Below are 12,414 nucleotides of genomic sequence, written 5' to 3' on the forward strand. Positions count from 1 at the left end.
CAAAATCACTACTAGTTAGTTAACATATAGATGAGAGGATGGATCTTAATGAACCATATCGTTTTATTTGAACCATTGATTCCAGCAAATACTGGAAACATTGCCCGAACTTGTGCAGCAACCAACACGCCCTTGCACTTGATTGAACCGTTAGGATTTTCAACAGATGATAAACATCTAAAACGTGCAGGATTGGATTATTGGAACGATGTCAATATTACCTATCATCAAAATTTAGATGCTTTTATGGCTTATTTAGGGGAACGTAAACTTCATTTGGTATCGAAGTTTGCCCATAAAGTATATAGTGACGAAAATTTTGCTGATGGAGAAGACCATTTCTTTTTATTCGGCAAGGAAACAACAGGATTACCTGAAGAATTTATGCGTGAAAATGAAGAAAAATGTTTAAGAATCCCAATGAATGACGAACATGTCCGTTCATTGAATCTCTCAAATACGGCTGCAATGATCGTCTATGAAGCATTGCGCCAACAAGGATTTCCTAATTTAGAGTTAACGCACCATTATGAAAATGATAAACTAGACTAGAGGTCATTTTCCAAGTGCTCTGATTCAAGCATTAAGGAGAAACAAAGAAAAACAGCTTTTCATGTTTTACTTGGTTTAGACTTAATGCACAGAATCAACTTGGAAAATACCGTTTATCAAGAGGTCATTTATCAAGTATTCTGATTCAATACGAATAATCACAAGGACTTTTTATTGAAGGAGTTCTTTGTTTTTAAGGAACAAATTTTATAAAATAGTAGCATCATCTTTGTCTAAATGAGCCTATAAGGAGTCCGATATAAATGGAATTATATTTTACCCGACATGGAAAAACACAATGGAATCTCGAACGCCGTTTTCAAGGAAGCCAAGGCGACTCACCACTTTTACCTGAAAGCTATGAGGAAATCAAAGCATTTGGTAAAAAAGTGAAGTATGTACCATTTAAAGCAATCTATTCAAGTACCGCTAAGCGTGCCCGTGACACAGCCGAAGGGATCAACCAAGAATTAGCGCATCCAGTCGAAATTATTTATACTGATAAATTAAGAGAATTGGGTTTAGGAGAATTAGAAGGTCAATCAATTGATGAAATGTACGAACGCTATCCGGAAAACCTTCCCAATCTACGTAACCACTTAGATCGTTATGATCCGACACCTTTTAAAGGAGAAGCGATCGAATGTGCCATTACTCGTATTGAAACAGCTGTGGCTGATGCCGTTGCTTTACATGATGGACCGATCTTGTTTGTTGGACATGGGGCATCATTAACTGCGGCGATCCAATGGTTGACAGGAAAAAAACTGAGTCAACTAAGAGAAATGGGTGGCTTATATAATAGTAGTTTGACGATTTTAGAAACAGGAGAACCCAACAATTTGTTGCCTTATGAATTAAAAGTTTGGAACGAAATTGACTTTTTAGGAAAAGAGACAAAACCAGAACCATTACTCTAATTGGAAAGGAGGCGGCAAGATGCAGCCAGAAGAAATGCCTTATTTTGTTGGTACAGTTGCCGCAATCTTTTTTCAAAATCCAAGTAATTTTTATAAAGTACTGTTGGTTCGGCTCACTGAAACAACAGCTGACTATCGTGAAAAAGAAATTGTGGTCACTGGAAGCTTTGGTGAGATCCAAGAAAATGAGCTTTATCGTTTTTACGGCGAATTAGTCGATCATCCTAAATATGGGCGACAGTTAAAGGTTGAACGCTATGAGCAGGAGAAACCAACAACAGTCAACGGGATCGTGGGTTATCTATCCAGTGAAAAATTTCCTGGGATTGGCAAGAAAACAGCTGAGAAGATCGTGGAGCAACTAGGTGAAGAAGCGATTGAAAAAATCATCGAAGAGCCGTCCGTATTAGAACAAATCGCAGGCTTGAATCAGGCCAAAAGAGATATGATCGTTGAGACGATTCGTTTGAACCATGGGATGGATCAAGTGATCATGGGCTTGAATCGTTATGGCTTTGGTAGTCAGTTAGCTTTTAGTATCTATCAAGCATATAAAAATGAAGCTTTAGATATCATCCAGGAAAATCCCTATCAGTTAGTCGAAGATGTGGAAGGGATCGGCTTTAAAAGAGCAGATAATCTTGCAGAACAATTAGGGATCGCGGCTGATTCACCAAGACGGATTCGAGCTGCAGTTTTACATCAGATTTTTCAACATGCTGTTCAAACTGGCGATACATATGTACCAGCTGAAACGCTTCTTCATCAAACAATCAAAATTTTGGAAACCAGTCGACCAATCGAGATCCAACCTGATCAAGTGGCGACGGTCATTATTCAACTTGTGGAAGAAGGTAAGATCCAACAAGAAGAAACCAATCTCTATGAAAATAGTCTGTATTTCTCAGAATGGGGGATCGGTAACTCGATTCAACGGTTACTTAGTCGAAAAAAAGAAATCAACTATGACGAAAAAGAAGTGCAGAAAAACATTCGGCGAATTGAAAAAATATTTGGTATCCAATATGGAGAATCGCAAGAAAAAGCAATTTCGGAAGCAATCCGATCACCTTTATTTATTTTAACTGGGGGTCCCGGCACAGGGAAAACAACAGTTATCAATGGGATCGTCAACTTGTTTGCAGAATTAAATGGCTTAGAATTAGATCCAAACAAATATACCCAAGAAATTTTTCCGATTCTACTGGCTGCACCAACTGGTCGAGCAGCCAAACGAATGAATGAGACGACAGGATTACCTGCCAGCACGATCCATCGACTACTAGGTTTGAATGGTCGAGAAAAATCTCCTTCAGTAAGTACGAAAGAATTAGAAGGTGGGTTGTTGATCATCGATGAAATGTCGATGGTCGATACATGGCTAGCTAATACGCTATTTAAAGCCATCCCTACCAACATGCAAGTGATTTTAGTAGGAGATAAAGATCAATTACCTTCTGTCGGACCGGGACAAGTCTTGCATGATTTATTAGGAATTGACCAAATCCCGAAAGTGGAATTGAATCAAATTTATCGGCAGGGAGACGGATCGAGTATTATCCCCCTTGCTCATGAAATCAAAGAAGGTCATTTACCAAGTGATTTTTTGCAAAACCAAAAAGATCGTTCTTTCTTTCGAAGCGATGCCTATAGTATCGAACCTTTAATCGCAAAGATTGTTGAAAAAGCCAAAAATAAAGGCTTCACTGCACAAGATATCCAAGTCTTGGCGCCAATGTACCGTGGACCAGCTGGAATCGATGCGTTAAACAAAATGATGCAGTCGATTTTTAATCCTGGAGGTGCAGGGCGGAAAGAAGTCCACTGGAATGAGACTGTTTATCGAATCGGTGATAAAGTATTACAATTAGTGAACACACCTGAACTCAATGTGTTTAATGGTGATATGGGTGAGATCACGGGGATCGTGTTAGCGAAAGATTCAGAAGATAAAGTGGATGAATTAGTGATTCAATTTGATGCGAATGAAGTGACTTACAAACGCAATGAATGGAATAAAATCACCCTTTCTTATTGTTGCTCGATCCATAAATCTCAAGGAAGCGAATTTAAGATGGTCATTTTGCCGATGGTTCATCAGTACCAACGGATGTTGCAACGAAATCTTCTCTACACGGCTGTCACAAGAAGTAAAGAACTATTGATTCTACTTGGAGAAGAACAAGCGTACGTTACCTGCGTTGCGAATGAATCGGCTAGTCGAATGACGACATTGAAGAAGCGGATCGAAGAAAATGACAGTATGAGTCTTGTTACACGGACGAAGCTTGTCGCTTATGAAGATTCCCTTGTAGGTAATGATCCTTTTGAAGAAGGAAATTATACCAAGGCGGGAGAAACTGCTCATCCCGTAAAAGCAGAGACAAGTCAACAAGCCACTCAAGAAAATGCCGTAGATTCAACGGAGGGAAATGTTGGCGATGATCTCTTTACTTTATCAGTAGAACAAGACACAACCGAAACGTCTGTCGAATCAAAATCGATGGAAGAAGCACCAACAGAGCAACTACCAAAAACATATATTTTAACAACCGAAGCGATTGAAAAACAGTGGATTGATCCAATGATTGGGATGGAGCAAGAGGCTGTGAAAGAAGTGTTTAGCTCCGAATAAGAGAGGATTTTTTTTAATAGCTCCTCATATTTTAGAAAATCATCGCTTATTGTTGAGGAGTTGCTTCTTGAACGCCGTTTAGCAAGAGGTCGTAAAAAGAGTGTCTTGACCTGAGCGCTCACCAAGTAAAAACTGCGACGAGTAATCACAGGAGCATTAAGGGTGAAAATCTCGAAACAGCTTCCCATGTTTTGAGATTTTTGACTTATCGCCGAAGGTCAGCTCTTTGAACACCGTGAATCAGAGGTCGTGAAAACATCGGGTAGCTCTGATGACAATAAGAAAGAATTTTTTGAAACAGCTTCTCATGTTTTGAAAAATTCAGGCTTATTTCAAGGAGCTGATGTTTGAACACCGTTTATCCGTTTTTAGAGATAGGTAGAAGAGCCTGAGGCAAGTTTTGGCTCAGGCTCACTTGAATCGCTCCTAATGAGAATGTTACTTATTTTTTAAGAGCCAAGAGATAGATAAAGACCGCAAAAGTTAGCCCAACAAGTCTGACTTTTGCGGTCTCTTTAATATCTCCAGCTCTTTTTATGGGGTTATCTTCCCCATGGAAGAAAATGTATATAAAATAGGCAAAATCAATGTGACACGTTACACCAAAACAGTTGCTTTTTGGTAGCTAATTGCAAATCAAAAGGTTGTTTTTGGCTATCTTCACCATCTTCTTGACCATACTGAGGAACAGTTGATAGTATGCGCAATTTGCTAGTAGTAAAATGATGGAAATTTTTTGATTTCATTTGCTTTTTCTGTAGTAATAAGAAGATGATTCCCAAGATTTTGAATAAATTCACTCGTTCAACAACAACTAGATCGATCGTTGGCTTGGCAATTTCTGCTGTCGGCGCAATCGCTACACCGCCGCCAAAATAAGGATGGTTCGTTGCAGTACATAAAAAAGCTTTGTCAAAACTGATTTGTTTTCCGCCAATGTCCACTAAGATTGGAAACCCTTTTTGCCAAAAAAAGACACGTAGGATAGAGAACAGGTAAGCGAAAGAACCTAAATTATATTTATTTAATTTTGTTTTTGAAGTAGAGTGGTTTGTAGCATGGACGATTGCCGCATCTAAGCCAATACCAAAATTGTTTACTACTACACCTTGTTTGTCACTCACTTTTTCCTCGTAAGTTAAGAGGTTGATTTCTTGAGGTTTGTTCGTCTTTAGGATATTTTCTAATGCTTTCTCGGCATTTCTAGGTAACCCAATCCCTCGAGCGAAATCATTGCCAGAGCCTGCGGGAATATAGGCTACTGGAAATGCCACATCTAGTTGATAAAAGGTATTTAACACTTGATGCAGTGTACCATCACCACCGATGATCACGAGTAGGGGAAATTCAGACTCGCTTTCTTGTGGTTCGTCTGTCCATTCAACTAATGTTTCTTTCGCTAATTCTTCGGCAATTTTAGCATCATGCCCTGGATACTCACTGTATTGGATCGAATAGTGAAGCTGTTTTTCGGCAAATAGCGGAATCATTTTTTCTGCTACTTTTTTACCAGCACCACTTCCAGCAGCTGGATTGATCAATAAGTAATAATGGAAATTCATTTTTACCTCCTGCATCTGATTCAGAAGATGAGTAAATCTCACTCATTCCACTCATTCATTAAAATAGAAAAAATGATCAAACTATTTTTTGCTTAGTCATTTAGTGAACAAGCAACTGAAACTTCTATCGTTAATTTTACATGGTTTGTGTCTTAGCGATACTAAGAAAACAAACATTATTTTTTATCCTTGGCTATTATAGCAGAGAAGAGGAATTTTGAAAAAGCACCGTGCATAAATAAGAGGTAAAGTTCACCCTGATTTGAATAAATAGCATGGAAGCAAAAGACTTATATTTAGAGAACGTTTTTTGTAGGAGCAGTTTCAAATCGCGGGGATATCTGCTATAATGAATCCTTGCTTATGACAGCTGCGGTTCATCAACCATCCCGCATTAAAAAAACTAGGAGAAATGAGGAATATTTTATGCAAAAAACGATGGAACGCCAACGATTGATGGTCGTTGTAGTAAATGGAATCATTATGGCTTTGTATTTGGCACTTACGATTTTAGTGGCACCAGTCTCTTCTGGACCTATTCAATTTCGTATTTCTGAAAGCTTGAATCACTTAGTAGTCTTCAACCGGAAATTACTTTGGGGCGTGTTAGGTGGCGTCATTGTCTATAACGCATTTTTTGGTTTTGGTATATTAGATGTGGTCTATGGTGGGGGACAAACCTTGATTTCATTGGGGTTGACTGCTTTACTACAAAATAAAGTAAAGAATGTCAAAATAAGATTAGCATTAAATACGCTTTTCTTTACAATTAGTATGGGATTGATTGCGTACATGTTGGTACCAACTGGTGGACAAGCATTTTGGACAACTTACGGTACGCTAGCTTTGAGTGAGTTCATCATTATGGCTATTTCTGCACCATTGATGTATTACTTGGATCGTTCCCTAGACTTTGAAAAAAGAGTATAGCGATCAATAGGTAGATAGAGGAAAACCTGTTAATCAGTTAAAATATATTTATAAAAAGGGATAACAGTAGTTAAAAGAAATTCATCTTTAGCTACTGTTTTTATTTCTGAAAAATTAGCGGATAGAACCAACCGTTATTGGTTCTATCCGCTAATCTTAGTATGTTTTTTTCTATCGTAAAGTCGTAAAGTTGACTGATCCTTTACACATTTATTCAGGGTTTTGTAAATTTTCGATTTCGATCACTTTGTAATTTTTCTTTTCAAGATGGTTCACGATCGTGTCGCAAACTTTTTGATCTGTATGTGCAGGTAACGTGATCAGTGTACGACGGATGTATTCTTCTTTTTCAATGTCTAAAGTGATGCAACTTGCGATACTACTATGTTTTGCGATGATTTTAGCGATCGTAGCTAAATCTCCTTGTTTTCCAGTAGAAGCAATCGTTAAAACATAGCTGCCTTGTTCTACGCTCCAAGATTGTGAAAGCATGTTTAGCAATGTACTGTGGGTCAAAATACCGTAGAAATGATTGTCATTGTCAAGAACAGCAATATAAGGCAACTCTTTGATCGTAAAAAATATTTTAAAGAATGAAGTATCTAAATAAATGAATTTTGTTGCATTTTTCAAGAGGTGGGTGACGGGTAAAGTCATATCTCCACCATTCGCTTTGTGACGATAAATGTGCATTTTGTAAATATTTCCACGGAAAATATTTCCTGAAGCATCTAAAATTGGCACACAACGATAACCAGAGGATTCTAGAATCGCTAAGGCTTCTTCCAAGGTACTAGTTTCTGTGACAGTTGTTAAATCTTTTTTCTTATATACGAGTGTTTTTAGTAGCATAAAGTTACCTCCATGTATCTCATTTTTACTTAATTTCAAATTAATCATATCATAATTAATTATAAAACAATAGGTTATTCAATCTCGAATTGACAGAAAATCTTTTCCATGATACTGTAAATGAGTATAATTTTGATTTTCAGTGAGGAGGTAGGAGCGGATGGCAAAGAAGAAAGCAGCATTAGCTTGTTCCGTTTGTGGTTCTAGAAACTATACCAAATCGGTTAGTGAAGGAAAAAGTGGCGAACGTTTGGAAATCAATAAATTTTGTAAATATTGTAATCAATACACATTACATAAAGAAACAAAATAGAGGACAGGAGGGCCCGCAATGAAATTCATTAAAAGTGTAAAAGATGAAATGAAACAAGTGACTTGGCCTAGTGGCAAACAATTACGCAAAGACACACTAGTTGTCATTGAAACATCAATTATCTTTGGTGTGATGTTTTTCGTAATGGACACAGCGATCCAAAGCTTATTTGCTTACTTACTAAAATAAGTCGCTAGTAAAAGCAAGGATATCGTGCTATAATCAACGTGAAGAAAAACTTCGGGAAACTGGGGTTTTTTTATTTTACAACGAAATGAGGAGCCTTTAATGGAATCTTTTGAAAAAAATTGGTATGTACTACATACATACTCTGGTTATGAAAACAAAGTAAAAGCAAATATCGAATCACGTGCGCAAAGTATGAAAATGGCTGACTTTATTTTTCGTGTAGTTGTTCCTGAAGAAACTGAGAAAGAAGTAAAGAACGGAAAAGAAAAAGAAATCGTTCATAAAACATTTCCTGGTTATGTCTTAGTAGAAATGATTATGACAGATGCTTCTTGGTATGTTGTACGTAATACACCTGGTGTAACAGGATTTGTAGGGTCACATGGTGCAGGTAGTAAGCCAGCTCCATTATTGCCAGAAGAAGTAAGTCACATCTTACGTTCAATCGGTATGAGTCTTCGTCAAACAGATCTAGAGATCGAAGTTGGCGAAGTAATCAAGATCATCGAAGGTGCTTTTGCAGGCTTAGAAGGTCAAGTAACTGAAGTAGATGAAGAAAAAGAAAAACTAAAAGTTAATATTGATATGTTTGGTCGTGAAACAAGTACTGAACTTGATTTTGAACAAGTAGATAAAATCGACTAAGTATTCAACTATCTGAGGATGGATTTTTAAATAGAAATCCATGCGACGATCAGATAGCATCACGACTAAAAGATTGAAACCGAGATTTGCAAAAATTGTTTAACCTATTTTTGCAATATTTCGGTTTATTTTTTCAAGTCGTTCACGAATAACCACTAATATAGGTTGGGAATTTGAGCCGATTTGTCAGTGGAAAATTGAGAATGCTAGTCAGAGGATCGATCAAATTAGAAAGGAGAAACAATGAAAAATTGGAGAAAGTCTGGAATCGTCGGCTTTTTATTGATGATCAGTGTTCTTTTTATAAGTGGCTGTCAGACAAAAGAAACAAGTCAGTCGTCTGAAGCTGCTAAGACAGTTGAAACAACGCAAGCAACGAAAGAAAAGGAAACGCAATCGACTACCCCTACTTTGTTTTTCCATGGATATAGTGGGACAGTTAATTCATTCAAAGGAATGATCCAGCGCCTGGAATCATCAGAGAGTGGGAAAAAAGAATTAACATTGACGGTTGATGTCAATGGCAATGTACAGGCAGAAGGAGAACTTTCAAAAGAAGCAGATAATCCAATGATCCAAGTTCTATTTGTAGATAATAAAAATAATGAATGGAACCAAACAGAATGGATCAAAGACTGCTTAAGTTATTTGCAACAGACGTATGGAATCAATCAAGTGAATCTGGTAGGACATTCGATGGGGGGCGTCAGTGGTCTTCGGTATTTAGCTACTTATGGACAAGATCAAACGTTGCCTAAAGTGGATAAATTCGTGGCAATTGCCGCACCATTCAATGACTTTGAAGAAAATAATGGGCAAAGTATCAGCGATGAATTAGCTAATGGTCCAGCGATAGCTTCTAGTCGTTATCAAGACTACCAACGACTTATTGGCAATGTGCCAACCACTACACAAATCCTGCTGATTGCAGGACAAGTGAGTGAGACGGATTTAAGTGATGGGACGGTGCCATTAAGCAGCGCTTTAGCAGTGTATGCGTTATTGAAGCAACATGGAAATCAAGTGGAAGAAAAAGTGATCACAGGGGAGAACGTAACGCATAGTATGCTTCATGAGAATAAAGAAGTTGATGCCCTCACGCGCCAGTTTCTTTGGAACATCGACTAATGAAAAAAATAGGTTGTTAAAGTATATAAATATCTATAAATATATTTTTTAACTATCGATATAACATAAAAAAAACTATGACAATCGGCAGGAATGGCATGTTGGATTTTCAGTCGCTTTCTATTTTTTAGAAAAGTAGCGCTTGTTACGAAGATCAGTCCAGTAACCTCTAATTATTCGATAGTCGCTGAGCTTGGGACAAAAAGGTCGTCCCGAGCTCTTTAGCATGTATAAAAACGAATAAACAGAGATGCAAAAGTAGCGCCTTCGAGAATTTCCTTCTAATCTTTGGATAATAAATGTTTTTAGCTCAACCTCTAAGGAACTTTTTTTTCGAAAAATAAGGAAAAATGTACCCGTGTTTCAGCATTTTCTATGAAATAATAAAAGATAGAAGCTAGCGAAAGGAGTAAATGAGCATGAGAGTTTTTTTCCCTGATCCTCAACGAAGACCACAAAAAGATATTCAAGAAATGACCGCCAAGCTAACTAAAAAATTCCAAGTCATAGATGAACGATTAACACTAGAACATTTTGATGATTTTGTTGATTATGGCCCAGAAGTGTTTCCCCAATTAGCTCCACTTTATTGGGATCCACGAGTGCCGAATCATCCAATGGAACACTTTGTTTATTATGAATATGTTTTGAGATTAAATGGGTTTCCTATTTATGTGATCACACCGTATAGTGAGGTCATAGATAAAACTTATACGAGAAAAGGGAGAGATAAAGATCCCTTTTGGTCTTTGATGAGACGTATTGATCCTGAGATTTTATCGCTCATCCATGATTATCAGATCCAAAATCTTCATTACTGGCGGGATCTTTATTCAGTAACCCAATTTCAAGCAGAAATCAATAAAATCAATAGTAGAGTATCCTTGATCCCCGAAAAAACAAATAACGAGGCGCGCACACTCCTTTTTATTGATCCAAAACAACGAGACCCTGAATTTGTCCGACGAATCACAGAACAAATGGCTCAAGAATTAGCTGAGCTTGATCCGCACTTGTCCGTGGTCTACCATGAGGACTTTATTGATTTTGGCCCAGAAGATGGGCTGTTTTTATCCGAGTGTCCTTTTGATCCAGAAGAGGATGATCCTGATGATCCACGAGCGGGGCTAGCAGATACAGAGTATACCGTCTATTATGAGGATACGATTTTATATGCTTCAACCCCTTATTCCTTAGGTTATGGGTACCATGGGGACTATTTTAGAGGAGGAATCCCTAGCAGGGAATACTTAGGACTATCTCAAGAATTTACGGAAGAAATCCTAAGAATAATGAATAAATTTAGCCTTTATAACTACTATTATTGGCGACATTTATATACTCCTGCAGATTTTCAAACAGAAATAAGACGCTATCAAAAAAGTTGGGACTTAGAGTAAGCAAAGTCCCAACTTTTTTCTATTTTTTTACAAGAGGATAGACGGTGGAAATCGTTATTTTTCCATTTTCTTTGATATTGACATGACCTTGGATCTCAAAAAGACCGTTGCTTGCTTTTCCGCTGAATGGTTTATTTCCGGTGCCATTAAAGGTCGTTTCGGAAATGATTTGTTCGACTTCTTGCATGATTTTTTCTGCACCCCAATCATCGGGAAAAACAGTAGAATTAGCTTTCTTGTATTCCCCCGCATATTTTACTTTTGCTTCATAAGGCATACCTTCTGTTACTTTCCCGACTGGTTCGTAGATAATGCCGCTTTCTTTTCTATAAAAATCTGGGTGTCTTGAATGCGCACCTGACAGATCAGGAACACCATTTTTTCCTGGTTTGACCTCGCCAGATAGATGATTGAGGGTTTTCCGTTTAAAATATTTTGTAGGCTGGATCTTTTCTACAATACTTTTATTCGGGCACCCTTTGAGAAGGGCTTCTTCTTCTACTGCTAGAATCGTTTTTACTTGTGCTTCTTCAACTTCAACCGCTCCGAGGAGTTCTCCTCGTTCGACCGTGGTCAATAAGGAACGCATCTCACTCCACGGCAGACACATCGCCACTAAAAGCACATCCAGTGGTTCAATTTTCATCTCGGATTGCTTGATGCGCAATTCGGTATTTTCGTAATTCGGTAGGTTCCTTAAGACGTTGCCACCAATCTCTTCTAAGATATTTACCGTGTCGTCATTTAAGGTTTTAGGTAAGGCATCGGTTCGTTCCTCGTCATAAAAGCCATCAGCTAATGCATAGTATGTAGCGTAAATACCAAAAAATTTCTGGACTTTCCGTAAAGAATAGATGACTTGTTGGTTATAGCCGATCGTGATTTGTTCCATCGGCACAACGGTTTGTGTCCCGCGATAAACGAACATACCTTCTCGATTGAGTACTAAATCCTGTCCGTTGGCTTGGGCAACGATTCGAAAGAAATTGGTATGAAATGTTTCGGGAAATTGGTTAATCAGCTGATCTCGTTCCTTGATCATTGCTCCGGTGATGTCTTTTCCTGTCCGATTGACGGTATCGACATCGGTTGGTGGGATCGCACCTATTTGAACGGTTGCATGATTCAAAAAGAACTGTAGTACGGTCTCAGGTGTGTCCATTTGGTTAAGGAAGGTAGCAAAATCTGTTTCGATGGCAATATTGATCGTATTAGAACTGTAGTTATTGTAGGTTTGTTTCTCATGATCATAGGCAGTAAATGCAAAAGTAGCATTCACTTGCTTATC

General features: G+C 37.9%; 12 protein-coding genes. 9 read left to right on the top strand and 3 right to left on the bottom strand.

Annotation, left to right across the window (positions count from 1 at the left end; translation table 11 throughout):
* Nucleotides 1–48 precede the first annotated feature (48 nt).
* The 3 genes from trmL (at nt 49) to recD2 (ending at nt 4,107) form a co-directional block, all read left to right on the top strand.
* Nucleotides 49–552: a tRNA (uridine(34)/cytosine(34)/5-carboxymethylaminomethyluridine(34)-2'-O)-methyltransferase TrmL gene (gene trmL, locus IGK21_RS01825; protein ID WP_010720164.1), complete on the top strand. Its 504-nt coding sequence runs from the start codon at nt 49–51 to the stop codon at nt 550–552.
* 263 nt (nt 553–815) lie between these two features.
* A complete protein-coding gene (locus IGK21_RS01830; RefSeq protein ID WP_034699484.1) occupies nt 816–1,472 on the top strand; it encodes a histidine phosphatase family protein in 657 nt (218 codons plus the stop codon).
* Nucleotides 1,473–1,491: 19 nt separating this feature from the next.
* The gene (gene recD2, locus IGK21_RS01835) at nt 1,492–4,107 is read left to right on the top strand and encodes an SF1B family DNA helicase RecD2 (RefSeq protein WP_034699487.1); all 2,616 of its coding nucleotides are present in this window, start codon (nt 1,492–1,494) and stop codon (nt 4,105–4,107) included.
* Nucleotides 4,108–4,691: 584 nt separating this feature from the next.
* On the opposite strand, the gene IGK21_RS01840 is transcribed toward recD2, so the two are convergent.
* Nucleotides 4,692–5,669, bottom strand: coding sequence for a diacylglycerol/lipid kinase family protein (locus IGK21_RS01840; RefSeq protein WP_034699489.1), 978 nt, complete (start codon nt 5,667–5,669; stop codon nt 4,692–4,694).
* Nucleotides 5,670–6,095: 426 nt separating this feature from the next.
* On the opposite strand from IGK21_RS01840, the gene IGK21_RS01845 reads away from it, so the two are divergent.
* Nucleotides 6,096–6,599, top strand: coding sequence for a QueT transporter family protein (locus tag IGK21_RS01845; RefSeq protein WP_010738511.1), 504 nt, complete (start codon nt 6,096–6,098; stop codon nt 6,597–6,599).
* A 210-nt stretch (nt 6,600–6,809) separates the two neighbouring features.
* On the opposite strand, the gene cbpA is transcribed toward IGK21_RS01845, so the two are convergent.
* Nucleotides 6,810–7,451 (bottom strand): cyclic di-AMP binding protein CbpA, encoded by a 642-nt coding sequence (gene cbpA / locus IGK21_RS01850; protein ID WP_010738510.1) that lies wholly within the window; start codon nt 7,449–7,451, stop codon nt 6,810–6,812.
* 160 nt (nt 7,452–7,611) lie between these two features.
* Between cbpA and rpmG the strand changes: the two genes are divergently transcribed.
* From rpmG to IGK21_RS01875, 5 genes are all read left to right on the top strand, one after another.
* A complete protein-coding gene (gene rpmG, locus IGK21_RS01855) occupies nt 7,612–7,764 on the top strand; it encodes a 50S ribosomal protein L33 (protein WP_002294578.1) in 153 nt (50 codons plus the stop codon).
* An 18-nt stretch (nt 7,765–7,782) separates the two neighbouring features.
* A complete protein-coding gene (gene secE, locus IGK21_RS01860; RefSeq protein ID WP_010720158.1) occupies nt 7,783–7,953 on the top strand; it encodes a preprotein translocase subunit SecE in 171 nt (56 codons plus the stop codon).
* Between the two features lie 99 nt (nt 7,954–8,052).
* Nucleotides 8,053–8,598, top strand: coding sequence for a transcription termination/antitermination protein NusG (gene nusG / locus IGK21_RS01865; protein ID WP_010720157.1), 546 nt, complete (start codon nt 8,053–8,055; stop codon nt 8,596–8,598).
* Between the two features lie 243 nt (nt 8,599–8,841).
* Nucleotides 8,842–9,726: an alpha/beta fold hydrolase gene (locus tag IGK21_RS01870; RefSeq protein ID WP_034699492.1), complete on the top strand. Its 885-nt coding sequence runs from the start codon at nt 8,842–8,844 to the stop codon at nt 9,724–9,726.
* A gap of 419 nt (nt 9,727–10,145) precedes the next feature.
* Complete coding sequence (locus IGK21_RS01875) at nt 10,146–11,126, top strand: hypothetical protein (RefSeq protein ID WP_034699494.1); 981 nt, start codon at nt 10,146–10,148, stop codon at nt 11,124–11,126.
* 19 nt (nt 11,127–11,145) lie between these two features.
* Here the strand turns inward: IGK21_RS01875 and IGK21_RS01880 are convergent, their stop codons facing one another.
* Complete coding sequence (locus IGK21_RS01880) at nt 11,146–12,405, bottom strand: EndoU domain-containing protein (RefSeq protein ID WP_232622357.1); 1,260 nt, start codon at nt 12,403–12,405, stop codon at nt 11,146–11,148.
* Between the last annotated feature and the right edge of the window lie 9 nt (nt 12,406–12,414).

The sequence above is a fragment of the Enterococcus sp. DIV1421a genome (assembly GCF_051711025.1).
GTDB lineage: Bacteria > Bacillota > Bacilli > Lactobacillales > Enterococcaceae > Enterococcus_B > Enterococcus_B hirae.

Excerpts from the sequence above, each read along its gene's own strand:
- IGK21_RS01840 (WP_034699489.1), bottom strand. The coding sequence starts at position 5,669 with ATGAATTTCCATTATTACTTATTGATCAATCCAGCTGCTGGAAGTGGT.
- IGK21_RS01845 (WP_010738511.1), top strand. The coding sequence starts at position 6,096 with ATGCAAAAAACGATGGAACGCCAACGATTGATGGTCGTTGTAGTAAAT.
- trmL (WP_010720164.1), top strand. The coding sequence starts at position 49 with ATGAACCATATCGTTTTATTTGAACCATTGATTCCAGCAAATACTGGA.
- secE (WP_010720158.1), top strand. The coding sequence starts at position 7,783 with ATGAAATTCATTAAAAGTGTAAAAGATGAAATGAAACAAGTGACTTGG.
- cbpA (WP_010738510.1), bottom strand. The coding sequence starts at position 7,451 with ATGCTACTAAAAACACTCGTATATAAGAAAAAAGATTTAACAACTGTC.
- IGK21_RS01830 (WP_034699484.1), top strand. The coding sequence starts at position 816 with ATGGAATTATATTTTACCCGACATGGAAAAACACAATGGAATCTCGAA.
- rpmG (WP_002294578.1), top strand. The coding sequence starts at position 7,612 with ATGGCAAAGAAGAAAGCAGCATTAGCTTGTTCCGTTTGTGGTTCTAGA.
- IGK21_RS01870 (WP_034699492.1), top strand. The coding sequence starts at position 8,842 with ATGAAAAATTGGAGAAAGTCTGGAATCGTCGGCTTTTTATTGATGATC.
- IGK21_RS01875 (WP_034699494.1), top strand. The coding sequence starts at position 10,146 with ATGAGAGTTTTTTTCCCTGATCCTCAACGAAGACCACAAAAAGATATT.
- recD2 (WP_034699487.1), top strand. The coding sequence starts at position 1,492 with ATGCAGCCAGAAGAAATGCCTTATTTTGTTGGTACAGTTGCCGCAATC.
- nusG (WP_010720157.1), top strand. The coding sequence starts at position 8,053 with ATGGAATCTTTTGAAAAAAATTGGTATGTACTACATACATACTCTGGT.